We start from the raw sequence: 16,568 nt of genomic DNA, 5'->3' as shown, positions 1-16,568 counted from the left end.
TGATTAGTATGAATCATAAGGGTTACCTTTTTACGATTTAGATTTCAGTGATTTCACCCTCTATCTAAATCGGTAACCCTTCCCTTTTTTGAAGAGGGAATTGTCAGATCAGATCTGAACTAATGCACATCAGTCTGTGGCTACCCCAGAAAAAAGTACTCTTTACCGGTGACACACTGGGGCCTTTCTTCCCCCAGTTTCCCAATATTTTCACCATGCGCGGTGAAAAAGTCAGAAAACCTATCGAGTACATCAACTCGCTTAATAAGTTGATTGCACTCGAACCTGAAATCCTGGTGCCCAGTCACTACGGGCATATAGTTGGCAAGGAGAAAATTGTTGCCGGCCTGACACTGATTCGCGATGCACTGCAGTATGTACACGATGAGACCATTGCGGGCATGAACGCGGGTAAAACTGTGCACCAGTTGATGGCGGAGATCAGCCTGCCTGAAGAACTGGAAATATCACAGGCCCATGGACGGGTTTCCTGGGCGGTTAAATCCATTTGGCATTATTACTCCGATTGGTTTTACCATGATTCCGCAACAGAGCTCTACACCGTTCCAGTCAGGGACGTTTATTATGACATAGCGGATATGGCCGGAGTGGAAAAGCTGTTGCAGCGCGCTCAGGCACACTTGGCCAAGGGCGACAAGATGCACGCTCTGCATTTGCTGGAAATTGGTCTGGCCTCTGATCCAGAGCACCAGGGGTTGTTGCAGGAACAGCTGACCATTTATGAGACACTCCTGAAACACGCGGTTGAAGTGACGAAGAATAATTACGAGAAAGATTATTTGCTCGGACTGATTAGCAGGGCCGAAGCAAGGCTTAATCCATCTTGAGTATTGGGGAAATCAGGGTAATTATGGCCTTGTCATGGCCTCCGGAGAAGCATCGCGCGGGGGGACTTACTGGAGCTGAGTAGAGGGCCGGTCCTCAAGCTAAAGTACCGGTGGGTCAGGTGGAGAAATAATAGACAGCAGTCACTTTAAAGCAGCCTGGGAAACCGTCGTCATCTGTCGTTCGTTATGGTGTGACAGAAACGGAAACGGTCAGTCCGGGCTTTCACCTGAAAACGTTCTGCGATAGTAACCTTATGAGTCTTGCCCGTGGCCTGGCGGAACATCTGACGAACTCGGAAGTACCCGGATGGAGACAGAAAACCATAAGCTAGCCGTTGCCCACCAAAATAGCACCTGTATTATTTATTCAGCCCCAGCTGCTTTTGTAAAAAAGTCAGCCCCAAAGCCTGCAGATAGGCCTGCTGCTTATGATTGGCTGCGCCTCCATGGCCTCCTTCTGTATTTTCGTAATACCTGACGTTGTGGCCCATGGACTCCATCAAGGCGGTCATTTTCCGGGCATGGCCTGGGTGAACGCGATCATCCCGGGTTGATGTGGTCATCAGTAAAGCCGGGTAGGTTTGCTGGGCGCGCACATTATGGTAGGGCGAGAATGTTTTTATAAAAGACCATTCTTCCGGGATATCCGGATTGCCATATTCCGCCATCCAGCTGGCCCCCGCCAGGAGCTGGTGATACCGTTTCATATCAAGCAAAGGCACCTCGCAGACAGCGGCAGAAAACAGTTCAGGGTATTGAACCATCATATTCCCCACGAGAAGCCCCCCGTTGGACCCTCCCTGGATGCCAAGATGACCCGGGTTGGTGATTTTTCGTTGAATCAGGTCCTGTGCCACTGCGGCAAAATCTTCGTAAGCCCGTAAACGATTCTGTTTTAGCGCGGCCTTGTGCCATTGGGGGCCGTATTCCCCTCCTCCACGAATGTTGGCTTCAACATAAACGCCTCCTTTGCTGGTCCATGCCTGTCCGGTCACAGGGTTGTAAGATGGGGTCAGTGAGATTTCAAACCCCCCATAGCCGTACAGAAGGGTCGGGTTACTTCCATTGAGCTTTATTCCTTTCGGCATGACAATAAAATACGGTATCTTTGTTCCATCTTTGCTGGTGGCAAAATACTGCTTCATTTCAAGTTTTTCAGAGCGGTAGAGTGCAGGCAGCTGCTTTACGGGCTCCAGTGACTTTTTTGGATTTCCCTGATACAGGGTTGTGGGGGTGAGATAATTATCGGAAATCAGCCAGTAATCATTTCCGAAATCGGCGTCCACCGGGTAGATATGTATTGAACTGAGCGCCGGCATGCCTTCCACTTTTTTTGGTTTCCAACCATCCTGTGGTGATAATCGATAAATCCGGCTTTTTACATCCTCCATCACATTCAGAAAGATGAAGTCTCGAGTCGCAAAGTAGCCCGCCAGAGAAGTGTTTGCGGATGGGGTAAAGATGGCTTTGACGTTTTGATGGCCTGCCATAAAGTCATCGAAGTTGGCGAGCAATAACGAGCCAGCAGGGTATTGTCTGGAATTAACTTTCCAGTCATCCCGAAGTTCAAGCAGTAAATGTTCCCGGGAAACGGTTTTGTCAGCACTGTCGGGAACGTTGATTTTTACAAGCTCGTCCGTGTCTTTTAGCAGGAAAAGCTGTGAAGAGTAGAAGTCGAGGCCCCGGTAGACAAGATTTTTTTCAAACCCCGGAGAGGTAACATGCCCTGCAGACACCCATACGTCGTTTTCCTTTCCGGCAAAAACCACCCTGGCTTTCTCTAAAGGCTCGCCACGTCGCCATTGTTTTGCCATACGAGGGTAGCCGGACTTTGTCAGAGAGCCTTCACCAAAATCGGTACTGATAAACACCGTGTTCCGGTCAATCCAGGAGATGCTTCCCTTGGCTTCCTTCCGGAAAAAACCGTTGGTAACGAATTTCCTGCCCGTGATGTCAAACTCTCGTGTCACCGTAGCGTCGCCCCCGCCCCTGGAGAGTTCGATTAAGGCTCTGTCACCATCGGGTTTAAGAACTGAAGCCCCTTTCCAGACCCAGTTTTCACCCTCTTTTTCAGCCAGGGCATCCAGATCCAGAAGGACTTCCCATGCCACTTTTTGCTTGCTGTACTCTTTTGGCGTGGTTCGCCGCCAGAGGCCACGGGTGTGGTCTTTGTCCTGCCAGAAGTTATAGTAATAATCACCGGATTTCGTTACATAGGGTATCCGGTCATCAGTATCAAGAATATTGAGGATACTTTTTTTCAGTTTTTCAAAGTGGGCGGACTCTAGCGCTTTCTGTGTTTCACGGTTTTTCTTCTGAACCCACTCAAGGGCTTTTTCTCCATTGATCTCTTCAAGCCATAAATAGGGATCATTGTGAAATTCCAAGGAGGTCTCCTGATTATGAAGGTTGCCTTGATCATTACCTGAACTTATCACGGAGAGGCTCATGCAGCATAAAAAAAGACAAAATGGCTTTATCATGGTCTCTCCCGGTCTGGCGGTGTGTGTTATAGGTAAAATTGCTTGAGTTACGACCCGTCAATAAACAGTGATGGCCAATAGGTCGTGGCACCATTCCATAAAGGTGATTTGCCCTGAAGAAAAGGGAGTATAGGCTATTAACTCCAGTTGCATTGATAGTCAGTATGTCCGGATGTCAGTTATAGATGCCCGCAGGATGGAGGCCTGCCATGGTTCATGGTGATAGCCGGGCCGGCATGACTTTTCCTTATTCTCTTCTTGAGTTACCCCACCGGGGCGGAGTAGGCTTGCGGTAAGAAAAGGCCAGAGTGAAGCCGAAGCGATGACCACAGCTATGACAGATATTATTACAACAGCCCGCGACCAGCTCCTGACCCCAGCCAATATCGGTGACGGGGAGTTAAGCCGGATTCTGGATACGATTCTGGGCCACAATGTGGATGCTGCGGATCTGTACTTTCAGTCCATGCGTCATGAGTCCTGGGTGCTGGAAGACGGGATTGTCAAGGAAGGCAGTTTCAATGTGGACAGCGGTGTGGGCGTCCGTGCCATGAGTGGCGAAAAAACCGGTTTTGCCTACTCCAATGAAATTATTCTCCCTGCCCTTGAGCAGGCGGCGGGAGCGGCTCGCAGTATCGCCCGGGCGGGCCAGCAGAATCAGGTTCAGGCCTGGCAGAGAAGTCAGCCCCTGTCGTTGTATGGTACGGCCAATCCCCTTGACTCCCTGTCCAGTGAAGACAAGGTGGACTTGTTGAAATCCCTGGATCAGGAAGCCAGAAAGGCGGATCCCTGTGTTAAACAGGTGACTGTCAGTATGGCCGGGGTGCATGAAGTGGTTCTGGTGGCGGCTTCTGATGGCACTCTGGCGGCGGATATTCGCCCGTTGGTTCGCCTGAATGTCAGTGTTATTGCGGAAAAAGAGGGGCGTATTGAGCGGGGTTCTGCCGGTGGTGGTGGCCGGGGTGATTATCGGCAATTTGTTATAAACGACACAGACCTTGGGTATGCCCGGGAGGCGGTTCGACAGGCCATGGTGAATCTCGAGGCGGTGGCTGCTCCGGCTGGTACTATGCCGGTAGTTTTGAGCTCAGGCTGGTCCGGAGTGTTGTTGCATGAGGCGGTGGGTCACGGTCTGGAAGGGGATTTTAACCGGAAAGGGTCGTCTGCCTATGCGGGGCGGATCGGTGAAAGGGTGGCTTCTCCACTCTGTACCATTGTTGATGACGGGACTCTTCAGGGGCGCAGGGGCTCCATGAATATGGACGATGAGGGTGTGGCCACTGAAAGTACGGTACTGATAGAAAATGGGATTCTGAAGGGGTATATGCAGGACAAGCTCAATGCCCGATTGATGGGGGTTGCCCCCACCGGCAATGGCCGCCGGGAGTCCTATTCCCACTTGCCCATGCCCCGAATGACCAATACCTATATGCTGGCAGGTCAGCATGATCCCCAGGAGATCATCAGCAGCGTGGATAAGGGGATTTATGTGGAAAACATGGGTGGAGGCCAGGTGGATATTACCTCCGGCAAGTTTGTCTTTTCCACCAGTGAAGCCTGGCTGATTGAAAACGGTAAAAAAACTGTGCCTGTCAAAGGCGCGACGCTGATTGGCAATGGACCGGATGTGATGAACAGGGTGTCCATGGTGGGGAATGACCTTGAGCTGGACCCGGGCATTGGTATCTGTGGCAAGGATGGGCAGTCTGTACCAGTGGGGGTTGGCCAGCCGACCCTGAAAATCGATGAAATTACGGTTGGGGGGACGGCTTAGGCCTTGATTCCCCTAGAGCAGACAGGCAGTGTCTGGGATGCTGTCTGATTGCTTTCATTGATGCTGGATCAACCAGCGGGTTCGTAGAATGGGAACCGATTTCCAAAAAGGGGTTAACAGCCAGTAAATGAAAATGCCCGCCAGATTGGCAACCATATCCCAGAAAGAAGGGTGACGGTAATCGGTAAGCGATTGAAGGCTTTCAATAAGAGCGCCGTAGATCGCTGTGATTGTGATTTTTTTCAAATTAAGGCTCTGGTGTGGCCAGAGTCCGTCAAACAGTGCGGATAGAACGATAAATGTAAAAATATGGGCGATTTTGTCTCCGGCAAGAGGGAGTTGCCAGAAGGTTAATTCCAGATGATGGATTTTGTTTAATGGAATTAATGATAACACCAGAGTGGAGAAAAGAACGACCATAAGGGTTGTTCTTATAATGATCTGATAGTGTTGAAGGATGACTCTTTCCAAGTGCTTTAGTATTCCTTGATGTTTTTTTCAGTGTAAGATATCAATCGTCAGGCCGTTTTATTAATGTCTTTAAGTTTGATTTAATTGATCATTAGCTTTCTTTGTAAAGAACGGTCAAAAAAACGTCGTAAATAGATTATTTTAAAAATGTTCAGAGGTTGTTTTATGTTTGCTGAGCCAGGAAGAATACCCATTCTGAAATTTTAAATGGCCTGGGTTTGATCAATAGATTTATTTCGTGACAACAAATCGATACTTAATCGTTAATTAAACCCCGGCTATGGCGGGGCGACTCATAGCTGATCTTGATGTCTCCGCCATGAACCCTTCACCGTTTTCCCTCACCCCAGCCCTCTCCCAGAGGAAGAGGGAGTTTGGCAGTGCAAATTTTGAAAGACCTCCCTCTGGGTAAGGGGTTGGGTGAGGGCAAAAACCAGCTAACTTCCCCCCAGCTTTGCCGGAGGTCAGTTAGCTGCCCGATGATGTTTGTATAAACATGGCTTCTATTGATGGCTTTATGGAGAGCCTGTCCCCTTTAAATTTCTTTTCAGTCGTGGGAACGGTTATCCATCTGGTGCACCAGTCTGGACAGTACTGCAGTTCTGGTCAGCAGTCCTACCACCTGCCTGTTGTCGACAACGGGTAATAGCCGTCGTTTGTTATCCAGCATCAGCTTCGCAGCGCTTACCAGGTCGGTGTTGGGGCTGACTGAGCAGACATCAGTGGTCATTTGGTGGCTGACCATCTCCCCAACCTGTTCAAAATACCCGCCCATTAATGTACCCCGCATACAGTCTGCCTCGGACAATATCCCTACCAGCTTACCTTCTGAGTCCACCACTGGAGCTGCAGAGAGCTTTCTGTCCAGTAATTTCCGGAGGGCGACAATCACCCCGATACCGGCGTCAATGGTCAGTGGCTGGACGTCCATCAGGTCAGACACCTGCAGTGAATTTATGGCCATTCTTCTTGTCCTTTTCCGTTATCGGTACTGGTATTACCCGTGCTTTATAAGTGCACCACAACTGGGCTGTGGCTGTGAGGTGTTCTGGTGCATTGCTCTGTTTCAGGGCTTAATCGATTATTTGCAGCCTCACCCCTGGTTAGTACGCACTTTTGGTGCCAGAAAACGGTGGGCGGGTATTTTTCGTTATGGAAAAAGGAGTGTGTGAAGGCAAGGCCGCCGAGGCGCCTTGCCCGTGGGGCTATTAATCAAATTCCGTGGGCAATGCCCTGTTGTTGCAATGTGCAAGCAGACAATGAATGTCCTGCTCAATAGTTCTTCCCTGGGACAGTGTGGGGAGCTGATCGGGACTGAAAAAACGGATGTCGGAAATTTCCAGATTAGTTCTTGCCTCACCTCCCGTCAGATCGCAGAGAAAGAGCAGTTTGTAGATATGGTGGGGGTTTCTTGGGTGATATGGGTGCCGGTGGGTATCCCTCAGTGCCACCAGTTTAATGGCTTTCGCGGTATACCCGGACTCCTCCATAACTTCCCGTTCAATGCCCCTGGAAGGAGGTTCGCAGATATCGCACCAGCCACCGGGCAGCGCCCAGCAGTCATCGGATCTCTCTTTTACCAGCAGTACTTTTCCGTCCTTGAAAATGCCCCCACGGAGATCCACTTTGGGGGTTGTATAACCCTGCTCAGGCAGAAAATAGTCGTCAACCTTCTCCCTGGGGGCTCCGGTCAGGGCTGCGGTCATTTCGTGGGCAATGGCCTGCAGCTGGTGGTAGCGCTCCAGGTCAAAACCGCCTTCAGCATAGGTAATGCCGTTCTGGGCAATGGCGCGGATTTTTTCTACCCAGTCGATCCAGGGGGTATCGGGCATTGACAGGCTCCTGTTTTCAGTGGGTTATCAGGACTTTGATAGGTCCACGGTTTTCTTGTCCGGCTCACTGATTTCCGGTCCAAGAAGGATAGCCACATTCTTCCATTGACTGGAGGACTCCATCAGAATTTTGAAGCACATGGTCAGTGGGACCGAGAGTACCATGCCCACGGGGCCCAGCAGCCAGCCCCAGAAAATCAGGGACAGGAACACCGCCAGGGGGGACAGTCCCAGCCCTTTACCCATGACTTTGGGCTCAATGGCATTTCCCATCAGCAAATTAATAACGACATAACCTGCAGCGATGACCATTGCATCACTGTAACCGAACTGAAGCAGGGCGAGTAGCACTCCGGGCACCGCCGCCATGAAGGAGCCCACATTGGGAATAAAGTTGAACAGGAAAGCGACCAGTCCCCAGAGCACAAAAAAGTTCACGCCTTTGATCCAGAGCATCAGGGTAACCAGAAGGCCGGTGATCAGACTGATGACCGTTTTCAGGGCCACATAACGGTTGAAGGATTCTATGAAACGACGGATATCGGGCAGCTGATGTTCCGGTGATGAGAGAGCCAGCCGAAGTTTTCCGGGGAGGGCAGGGGCTTCAATCAGCATGAAGATCGTGGTGAGCAGGATCAGCAGGGCGTAACTCATGGTACTGCCGAGCCTGCCTATCATGTCGGTGAGCAATCCCACCAGGGCGGAAGGATCTAGGGAGTCCATCAGGGTTTTCAGGTCCAGGTGAATGTTCCGTCGGGCCAGGGTTTCCTGAGCGGTTCTAAACGTTTCGGTGAGCTGTTCCCGGTAACCGGGCAGAGCGGCGGAAAATTCCTGGATGGTTTTGCCAATATTACCCAGGAAAAACAGCATGAAAATCACAAAGGCCGTCAGGGTCAGAATGATCCCCAGAGCCCTTGGGATTCGATGACGGGCCAGGAAATTGACCACCGGGTGAATCAACAGGGTCAGAAACACTGACAGCAACATGGGAATCACCAGCGTGCTGCCCAGCTTGATCCCGGTCATGATAATGATCAGGGCGGCCAGGGCCTGAAAGGCATGTCTGGCGGATGTCGTTTGTTTAGCCCGCATCCAAGGTGTTCCTTATGGGGTTAATGCTGGTTCTCAATAGAGATGGTTCCGGCCTGCAGTGACAGGCCGGAGGGAGGTTTAATCCGGCAGATAACGTTGTTCAAGGTGTGCCTGAAAGTGGTGGGCACTCAGGGGCTCTCCGGTGGCCTGAACCATCAACGCTTCGGTGCTGAGCTGACAGCCTCGGGACCAGATGTTCTGTCGCAGCCACTGGAAAACCGGCTCAAGGTTACCGGCACGAATCCTTTTTTCAACATCTGGGATGGCTTTTTTCACAGAAGCAAACAGTTGGGCCGCCACCATGGCTCCGAGGGTGTAGCCGGGGAAGTAGCCAAATGCACCCATGGGCCAGTGGATGTCCTGCATGCACCCGTCTCCGTGGTTATTGCCCACCTCCAGCCCCAGGTACTCTTTCATCTTCAGGTTCCAGAGCTCCGGGATATCGTCCACTTCGATTCTGCCCTCCACCAGATCTCGCTCTATCTCGTACCGCAGAATGACATGGGCGGGGTAGGTGATTTCATCAGCATCCACACGAATCAATCCTGGCCGGACCTGGGTGTAGATGCGTTCCAGATTGCTTAATTCAGCAAAGGGAACTGCCTCGTTGTTACAGAGGTGCTTGATGATCAGTGGCTGCAGTAACGACAGAAACGCCGGACTGCGACCCAGCTGCATTTCAAAAAACAGGCTCTGCCCTTCATGGATTCCCATTGAACGGTAACTGGCAACGGGGAGTCCCCGGTTTTTTTCGGGAAGATTCTGGTTGTAACGGGCATGACCGGTTTCATGGATGGTGCCCATCAGGGCTTCAACAAAACTGGCTTCGTTGTAGCGGGTGGTCAGCCGGACGTCTTCACTGACGCCGCCACAGAAGGGGTGGGTGCTGATATCCAGGCGGCCATGGTTGAAATCGAAGCCCAGCAGTTTCATCACCTCCAGCCCAAGGGCTTTCTGGTTATCAATACTGAACGGACCTTCTGGCTGGAGAAGCGTTATTGAGGCCTGTTTTTCCAGGGCCCGTTGAATACGCTCCGGTAGCCAGGCTTTCAGGGAGCCAAACAATGGGTCCAGCTGGCCGGTGTCCATGCCGGGCTCATACAGTTCCAGTAGAGCGTTGTAGGGGCTGCATCCGGTATGTTCTGCCCGGATGTTGGCCTCTTCCCGGGTGAGGTCGACCACCTGTTTGAGGTTGCTGGCGAATCCCTGCCAGTCATTTTCGGGGCGCTGGCTGCGCCAGGCGTGCTCACACTGACTGGTGGCCTGGGTTTTTGCTTTGACCAGGCGCTCAGGAATGACGCTGGCATGGCGCCACTCCCGTTCCATCTCTTTCAGGGAGGTTTGTGTTTCAGCCTCCTGCTCTTCTTCCATGGCCTTATGAATCCAGTCGCCCACTTCCGGGGCCGTAAGCAGATTGTGGAGCAGGGCATTCAGCTCGGCCAGAGCATCCCCCCGGGCCTGGTTGCCGCCAGGAGGCATCATTGCTGCCTGGTCCCAGCTGGCCAGGGAGCCCAGATGCTGGAGCCGGTAAATCTGCTGGAAGCGGGAAACCAGGTTCTGGTAAGACAGGGTCATCGTCACTCTCCGTCAAGGTCAGATTGATCAGGCAGGTCTTATCTGCTGTCCATGGTTATTTGGTCGATCTGCAGTGATTCATTATTTTGCCCTATTTTGCCTTGTATTGCTTGCTGGTTTTTTATGGGTGAGGGGCTAAAATTGGAACAAAATGTTGAAATGTCGCTGAAATTGATCATAGGCAATTCAAATACAGGCTTCTGATCGTTTCTGTATCTGTTCGATTCTTCTGGATTTCATATCATTGAGGTGGGCTGATCTATACGCTCATGGTTGTTTATGAATAAAGTAATCATTGCGTTGATACTCATTGTATTTCTGGGTTCTGGTTGTAGCATGCGACAAGAGGAACCCTGCCGTCAGAATCACTCTTCGTTATCTGACACGCGGGATTTTTTCATGGCCCAGAAACTGGAGCGAGGGAGTCAGTTTTCCCCAGCGACTGTTCGCCTTGTTGATTACAATTCCAAAACGGGTAACTATTTGTTTCGAGGTAATATGCCGCTCGTCCATGGGACATTTGCGCACAATGAGTTGATGGAAACCTTGAATAAAATTTCGGTACAAGAAAGGCATCAACCTATTCCTGATGGAGCTCTTCTTGTGGATGTTTCATTAATTAACAGTGTCGTTGAAGGGGAAGATTTAAACATAGAGGCGACTTTTTTCAAAGAAAACCCTGGTGTTGGTTATCTCATCAAGCACTCTATTTACGGGGCGCTGACCAGTCCCAACTGGTATCCTGAAACCTTAAGAAAGGATCTTGTAAAAATACCCAGTATTGGTCATCTTCGAAATTTGGTGAGTCAGCTAAAAGAACTCATTGACACTCGTGGGGCTAAACCCCTGGTTATCTATGTGCATTGCGAAGGAGGGCACGATCGGACAGGTGAGGTTATTGCTGCTTATCTTATGAAGTATTCTGAGATGAGTTTCGTCAATGCTTATGATAATGCTAATCAGGTTGCAGGACGCTTAATCAGTCGTTTTAGTCATTATGGATTGCAATGGTACGCTTTTTATTTGAAGGATATTCTTGGCCTGAAAACGATTGGAGAGATCAACTGAAGTATTATCTTATAAAAAGAGTTTCAACGATACAGCCCAGAGCTAGCAAGCTTAATCAGCTGTATCGTTGACTCTCTGCCAGTCAGGTCACTCTACGAGAAGAAGTGCATTGTATATTGGACGATTGTTATCACCAGAGTTGCTTACCGTAGTTAATTTACCATTTCTGTTGACAACCATGCCTGTCGAGCCACCCTGATCCATACTCATGGCATCTACGGGTGTAACGTGGATGAGAACCGGAATTTGCCGGGCGATATAGTTGGCCATTTCAAATGAATACATGCCATGGGTTCCATCCGCTCCATCAACTGTAAATAATATCGCATGATGATGGTTGTTTGCTCCTTTTCCAAGAATAAAAGCAGTATTCGCTGAAAATTCAAGCGTTGAAGGAATGAGTTCATCTTTGATGGCCAGTTTTCCGGAACTCATTAACCCCGGCCCTGCACCAAGCGCATGAATGATATCTTCAGTATCAAATTTTCCAGAGGCTGTATCAGCTATTTGGTAATCAGCCTCTTTCTTTTTAATGAAAGAGGTTCTTGATGAAGGTAAAGATCCAATGCTGTGGCAGTTATAGGAAAAAGTCTGTTGATTTATAACCAGGATTCCATCACCAATTTGATGGCTGCTATAGGGAGGTTCTTCGAAGTTAAGGTAGAACTTGGACAGACAGTTAGAATCAAGGAAGGGTCTTGTTATAGAATCTGAAGGAATGAAGAAATAGCCTCCGTTAATGCCAGCCAGGACTTTTTTTCCATGAGTGTTAGTGTCTTTGGCAATTCCAATCAAAGGCTGTCTAAAATTGTAGGGTTTTTTGTTGGCGGCAATAGCGGGCAGGAGCCTGGCTTTTGGGTTGGCATCAAGGTCAATGTCAATAAGATTGATGGTTAACTTTGAAATGCTTTTTCCATGGCGAAGTAATATAGAAGGTATATCTTTTGGCCAGACCCCATTGCACTGAAATTGCCAATGAATGGCCCCCCCTCCCGCTTCACTGTTGTTCAGTAGTTGGCAAGTCCAGTTGTAATCCAGGCTTGCCAGCCAGGTCAGCTCTCTGTCTATGATGCCTGAAACGCCTTCGACTCGGTCTGGCAGGGGTTTGTTTGCAAGTTCTTGATTGACAATTTTTCTTGTTTCATGAATGTTATTGTGGATGGCCCTTGTTTCCTCTATCGGGGAATGACCACATGACGTGATTAAAATAATATTTGAGAATAAAAATAAGTGCTTTTTAAATGGCCTTTTTCTAAAAAGCTTGTTCAGGAAATTTAATCTGTTAATTGCTGCAAGTACTGCAGCGGCACTTGTGCAGTCAGATAAAGGGCTCATTTTTAATCCGGATGTTTGCAATGATGAGGATGAGCTAGATCGTAGTTTATATTTCTGAAACTGTATATTTTTAGCTTCTATCAGGCTTTCTGGTGCAGTGTGGTTACACCGCATTATCCCCTGGTTCGTCGCAACGCCCTGGTGTTCTGATCTCGCCCCGGTAAAATGGGCAGCTCGATAGTTTCAACTGTAACACTCAGGGGCGACTACTATTGATGTTGGAAAAATACTTCAAGTCAATGGCAGGCCTATGAAATCCGTTCAGTCATTATTGCAGATAGCATTATTAATTTTGTTTATCAGCATCGATTCTCTATATGCAGAATCGCTAGCCGATAAGCAATGCCCTTCTCCGGCAAAAGATGAGACACGCCCGGAGGTTCTGACTCAATGGGTATTTGACCATGAAAGGGTGCTGAAAGAAAAAGGCTGCTGGCGGCAACATCTGGAGCTGGGAAAAGAAGCGCTGGCTTTCAAGGGGCTTGCTTCAGAGATGGCAGAGCGGCTTCGTCTGCAAATGGCTTCCTCGGCCTTTTATCTTGGGGACTATCCATTATGCGGGGAGTTAGCCGCTGACGCTTATGAAAGTGCCCTCAAACGGGGAGATACGAAGGGGCAGGTAGAAGGCCTTTACCTGCTGTCTGCGGCTTCAAGGGCCATGCACAAGCCGGATGCGGTTCCCCTTGCGCGGAAGGCCCTGGCGCTTCTTAACCGCACACCGGCGGGTGATTCGCTGTTGCTGGCCAAAGTGCTCTATAACCTTGGGGCGGCACTGACGGATGGGCAGCAGGAAACGTTGAATGCTTTGAAAGAGGCAGGCAGTGCCTTTGATCAGGCTTCCCGGTTGTTTCTTCGGGAAGGGTATGACCGGGATGCCCTTAGGTCAGGGATGAGACTGGCCCGGGTGGATTACCTGGAGGGGCATGATCAACAGGCAAAAAGCCGGATGGATGCTCTGGAGCCCCTGAAAAACAGGGTGGATACCCCAAGAACCGATATGCAGTTTGACTACCAGATGGCGAAAATTCTGAGCCGACTGCAGCGATGGTCTGAGGCCAGCCAGTATGCCCACAGGGCACAAGGGCAAGCCAAAGCACTTTCAGCACGGGCGGATATTGAGCGTGTAAACCGTTTACTGGAAGCCATCAGTCAGAAACGGGTAAACGTGGAATAAAATGCACCTTGGTTATGGGGGAGCCTGCTGTGTTCCGCCTGCTCCCCCTGGCCTGGATGGGTTACTTGATTCGTTCAAGTTTCATATCAAAAATACGCAGTTGGTTCCATGGCTGGCCTTTTTCGATAGAAAGCTCCAGTGTTGCCACGCCTTTGCGGGTTGTGAATGACCCGAGGTCCATCTCTGTTTTTTCGCCCCGGGTTTTCAGCAGTGTAATTTGTCTCGACTCCTGATTGAGGGTGACCTTCATTTTCTGATAACCGGGGCTGTTAAGCGTGCTTTTCAAGGCCCAGGTACCTTCTGAAGGAATCTCAAATTTCCAGGATATGCTGTCACCTGGATCAGTCCAGGGTTCAAGCACGCGAATGCCAGCGTTGGAGTCCACAGCAATCAGGTTAATGGAATCTCCTTTTAAACGGGCATGGTCAATACTCAGCTCCACCATGGGCAGGGTGGTTTCAGCGGAAGCGTCAAAGGCAATGGCGGTAGCGGGAATAGCCACTACGTGGGCAATATCCCGGAGTGATTCCGGTAAGCTCTGGTAATCCACAGCAACCACCGGGTTGCCCTGGTCATTGACGTTGAGGGTCACTTTGCCGCCGCTGAGTTCAAAGCTGTTCTTAAGCGCGCTGGCATCGGTGACTTTCATGGAGGTGATGGGAAGAGCCCCATGGGGTTTGCCCATGAAAATGGCATAAACCGTTTGCTGGTCTTTTGAACGGGAAAAGCGAATATCATCCCCGGTGTATTCCATCATTTCCTTGTAGCGGGCTCCAATATAGCCCTTGAACCGCTTCTGGAACGGCCCTTCGCCATAGACTTCCCATGGGCGGGTGTTGTAGATACTGTCTCCATAAATGTTCAACCATGAGCCAATGGTATTCAGAGCCTTCAGCTGGTGCTGAGGGATATTGCCCAGGTGATCCGGCGCAACATTCAGCAACAGAACGCCATTTTTGGAGACCAGGTCCGCCAGCATGTGAACCAGGTAGGCACCTTTCAGGCTTCCTCTCTGGCTCTGTCCCGTTGGGCTGTAAAACCAGTAATTACGACCGATGGATTCATCGCTCATAAAGGTTTTTTCCTGCATCGTTCCCGGGCGGGCCCTTTCCTTATCCAGCATGCCTGTCGGGACTCTGGGGCCGTGTTTGTGAATAAAAGCCAGCTCCTGACCGTTGGCGATGGCCTGGTTGTAGTAAAACTGCGCCAGCTCCATCTGGGCTGGTTCCGGCAAGAGGTTGCCAAAACCGTAGTCAAACCAGACTCCGTCAGGTTGGTACTTAAGAACCACTTCTTTGATGATGTTGATATTCCGTTCGATAAACTCTGGAGTGGGTGGATCGGTTTTTTTGTGGGGTTCGTTATAGAGCATCACCGCTTCAGGGTTGCTGCCATCGAACTCATAGGCCTCAATATAAGATCGGGTCCAGCTGGCCAGGTTATGAAATGTAGCCAGGAATTTCATGCCGCGCTGACGGTAGGCTTTTTCCAGCTCACCTGTGATATCCCGCTTTGGGCCCAGGTTTTTTACATTATAAGGGTTCAGGTTACTGTCCCACATGGGCACATTGTCGTGATGCAATACCACCATGCCGGCAAATTTGGCTCCGGCATTATGAAAGGTTTCAGCCCAGGTCTCGGCACTAAACTCAGGGGCTTTGAACTCGTTCAGGATATCTTTGTAGCCGACGGTATTATGATCCCCGAAGGTTTTCCGGTGAAACTCAAAGGTGGGCATCTGCCTTTTATACATATTGGTATAATAATCCAGCGATCCTGGCACCGGGTATCGGGCAAACTCTGTCTGGGGGCCCCAGTGGGTATAGATACCGAATTTAGCATCCTTCATCCACTCTGGGGCATCATCTACCTGGGACAGAGACTCCCAGTTTCTCTCAAATGGTAAGGAATCCGAGGCGGTTACGGTGTGAATAAGGCCAGCCATGGCAATTGCTGTCACTATTTTTACCAGTGACAAGGATTGATTAACTCGCATGCTACTCCTGGTGCGGTTGTTTTAAGGTTCTGCTGATACCAGAGGGAGGGGGGATTTTAAGGTGGATGCCTGTTAAGCGACTATTGACGTTAGTCAATGGAGGTGGAGTTAGTTTTTCTGCCGTTGAAGTTCACCGGCCAGCCATTGGAGGCGGCCGGTGATCCTGCAAAGTGTCACGAATAATTTATTGCCAGCTGGTTACTCCATCAATAGGCAGTGTTCGCTCAAAGGGGTAGAGCTCATGGTTTTGCTCCGGGATGAAGACTGCTTTCTCAATGGGTTTAAAGTGGTAGCTGGCCTGCTTCTTCGGGCATGCTGGGTTTGCAAGTATTCAGAGGAAATATCTGGTTGGAAACCTCTGTTGTATTGTTACTCGGAATGTTATGGTGGATTCTTTGGGGGGGGAGTGGCATTACTTTTCCATGGTGTATTTGTTTGACCTTTTCTGGGTATTATTAATTGTGCCGGATTCGTTGATAAGTCATTTTTTAATCAATTTTTTGTTTTTTTTGAATCAGTTCACTTTTAGTTTTCTTTTTATAAGTAGCGGGTCTCATTTTTAAAATTATATTTTGGGGGATTTTATTTTCTGTTTTGATTGGTGATCCTTTTTTCTGTGCTGATTGAGATGTTTTTTGATCAGGATAATATTTAATTGTTTTGTGTTTTTTGCTTGTTATCTTTTTATTCGCAAGTCGATCAGCAGGTTATGGATTGATAGAAATTATGTAAGCGTTTTTTACTTGTTCAGCCATAATACTTCATATTCATTTTCTCTTCTCTGGAGTCACCCCAGGGCAAAAACATGATCACCAATTGAACAGCGCCATCAAGAAACAGCCTGTATAATCAGGGTTTTTCCTGTCTTTCGATGTCTGCAAAAGCCCTGTTTTCCAAATTCTCCTCGCTCACTGATAAGC

The 16,568-nt window shown here is 49.5% G+C and carries 12 protein-coding genes; 4 read left to right on the top strand and 8 right to left on the bottom strand.

Features of this window, described 5'->3' with window-relative positions; translation table 11 throughout:
- Positions 1-122: 122 nt before the first annotated feature.
- Positions 123-848, top strand: a complete 726-nt coding sequence (locus ACNRUY_RS22380; protein WP_488113884.1) for an alkyl sulfatase dimerization domain-containing protein — start codon at positions 123-125, stop codon at positions 846-848.
- 359 nt (positions 849-1,207) lie between these two features.
- On the opposite strand, the gene ACNRUY_RS22375 is transcribed toward ACNRUY_RS22380, so the two are convergent.
- Positions 1,208-3,298 carry a prolyl oligopeptidase family serine peptidase gene (locus ACNRUY_RS22375; RefSeq protein ID WP_488113885.1) on the bottom strand — a complete coding sequence of 697 codons (2,091 nt, stop codon included), beginning with the start codon at positions 3,296-3,298 and terminating at the stop codon, positions 1,208-1,210.
- A 367-nt stretch (positions 3,299-3,665) separates the two neighbouring features.
- Here ACNRUY_RS22375 and tldD point away from each other — a divergent pair, with 367 nt between their 5' ends.
- Positions 3,666-5,105, top strand: a complete 1,440-nt coding sequence (gene tldD / locus ACNRUY_RS22370; RefSeq protein ID WP_488113883.1) for a metalloprotease TldD — start codon at positions 3,666-3,668, stop codon at positions 5,103-5,105.
- Positions 5,106-5,159: 54 nt separating this feature from the next.
- On the opposite strand, the gene ACNRUY_RS22365 is transcribed toward tldD, so the two are convergent.
- From ACNRUY_RS22365 to ACNRUY_RS22345, 5 genes are all read right to left on the bottom strand, one after another.
- Positions 5,160-5,576 carry a VanZ family protein gene (locus tag ACNRUY_RS22365; protein ID WP_488113882.1) on the bottom strand — a complete coding sequence of 139 codons (417 nt, stop codon included), beginning with the start codon at positions 5,574-5,576 and terminating at the stop codon, positions 5,160-5,162.
- Positions 5,577-6,123: 547 nt separating this feature from the next.
- Positions 6,124-6,540 carry a CBS domain-containing protein gene (locus ACNRUY_RS22360; protein WP_488113881.1) on the bottom strand — a complete coding sequence of 139 codons (417 nt, stop codon included), beginning with the start codon at positions 6,538-6,540 and terminating at the stop codon, positions 6,124-6,126.
- A gap of 244 nt (positions 6,541-6,784) precedes the next feature.
- Complete coding sequence (locus tag ACNRUY_RS22355; protein WP_488113880.1) at positions 6,785-7,408, bottom strand: NUDIX hydrolase; 624 nt, start codon at positions 7,406-7,408, stop codon at positions 6,785-6,787.
- A 27-nt stretch (positions 7,409-7,435) separates the two neighbouring features.
- A complete protein-coding gene (locus tag ACNRUY_RS22350) occupies positions 7,436-8,500 on the bottom strand; it encodes an AI-2E family transporter (RefSeq protein ID WP_488113879.1) in 1,065 nt (354 codons plus the stop codon).
- Positions 8,501-8,578: 78 nt separating this feature from the next.
- Positions 8,579-10,075, bottom strand: coding sequence for a carboxypeptidase M32 (locus ACNRUY_RS22345; protein ID WP_488113878.1), 1,497 nt, complete (start codon positions 10,073-10,075; stop codon positions 8,579-8,581).
- Positions 10,076-10,474: 399 nt separating this feature from the next.
- Between ACNRUY_RS22345 and ACNRUY_RS22340 the strand changes: the two genes are divergently transcribed.
- The gene (locus ACNRUY_RS22340; RefSeq protein ID WP_488113877.1) at positions 10,475-11,143 is read left to right on the top strand and encodes a protein-tyrosine phosphatase family protein; all 669 of its coding nucleotides are present in this window, start codon (positions 10,475-10,477) and stop codon (positions 11,141-11,143) included.
- Positions 11,144-11,230: 87 nt separating this feature from the next.
- Here the strand turns inward: ACNRUY_RS22340 and ACNRUY_RS22335 are convergent, their stop codons facing one another.
- Positions 11,231-12,478, bottom strand: a complete 1,248-nt coding sequence (locus ACNRUY_RS22335; protein ID WP_488113876.1) for a phosphodiester glycosidase family protein — start codon at positions 12,476-12,478, stop codon at positions 11,231-11,233.
- A 250-nt stretch (positions 12,479-12,728) separates the two neighbouring features.
- On the opposite strand from ACNRUY_RS22335, the gene ACNRUY_RS22330 reads away from it, so the two are divergent.
- A complete protein-coding gene (locus ACNRUY_RS22330; protein ID WP_488113875.1) occupies positions 12,729-13,652 on the top strand; it encodes a hypothetical protein in 924 nt (307 codons plus the stop codon).
- Between the two features lie 61 nt (positions 13,653-13,713).
- On the opposite strand, the gene ACNRUY_RS22325 is transcribed toward ACNRUY_RS22330, so the two are convergent.
- Positions 13,714-15,648 carry an alpha-L-fucosidase gene (locus ACNRUY_RS22325; protein ID WP_488113874.1) on the bottom strand — a complete coding sequence of 645 codons (1,935 nt, stop codon included), beginning with the start codon at positions 15,646-15,648 and terminating at the stop codon, positions 13,714-13,716.
- Positions 15,649-16,568 lie beyond the last annotated feature (920 nt).

Source organism: Endozoicomonas sp. Z74 (assembly GCF_057680865.1).
The sequence above is the reverse complement of the archived record's forward strand: the minus strand, read 5'-3'. Positions and strand labels throughout refer to the sequence as shown.

Excerpts from the sequence above, each read along its gene's own strand:
- ACNRUY_RS22335 (WP_488113876.1), bottom strand. The coding sequence starts at position 12,478 with ATGAGCCCTTTATCTGACTGCACAAGTGCCGCTGCAGTACTTGCAGCA.
- ACNRUY_RS22375 (WP_488113885.1), bottom strand. The coding sequence starts at position 3,298 with ATGAGCCTCTCCGTGATAAGTTCAGGTAATGATCAAGGCAACCTTCAT.
- ACNRUY_RS22380 (WP_488113884.1), top strand. The coding sequence starts at position 123 with ATGCACATCAGTCTGTGGCTACCCCAGAAAAAAGTACTCTTTACCGGT.
- ACNRUY_RS22330 (WP_488113875.1), top strand. The coding sequence starts at position 12,729 with ATGAAATCCGTTCAGTCATTATTGCAGATAGCATTATTAATTTTGTTT.
- ACNRUY_RS22350 (WP_488113879.1), bottom strand. The coding sequence starts at position 8,500 with ATGCGGGCTAAACAAACGACATCCGCCAGACATGCCTTTCAGGCCCTG.
- ACNRUY_RS22345 (WP_488113878.1), bottom strand. The coding sequence starts at position 10,075 with ATGACCCTGTCTTACCAGAACCTGGTTTCCCGCTTCCAGCAGATTTAC.
- ACNRUY_RS22360 (WP_488113881.1), bottom strand. The coding sequence starts at position 6,540 with ATGGCCATAAATTCACTGCAGGTGTCTGACCTGATGGACGTCCAGCCA.
- ACNRUY_RS22325 (WP_488113874.1), bottom strand. The coding sequence starts at position 15,648 with ATGCGAGTTAATCAATCCTTGTCACTGGTAAAAATAGTGACAGCAATT.
- tldD (WP_488113883.1), top strand. The coding sequence starts at position 3,666 with ATGACAGATATTATTACAACAGCCCGCGACCAGCTCCTGACCCCAGCC.
- ACNRUY_RS22340 (WP_488113877.1), top strand. The coding sequence starts at position 10,475 with ATGGCCCAGAAACTGGAGCGAGGGAGTCAGTTTTCCCCAGCGACTGTT.
- ACNRUY_RS22355 (WP_488113880.1), bottom strand. The coding sequence starts at position 7,408 with ATGCCCGATACCCCCTGGATCGACTGGGTAGAAAAAATCCGCGCCATT.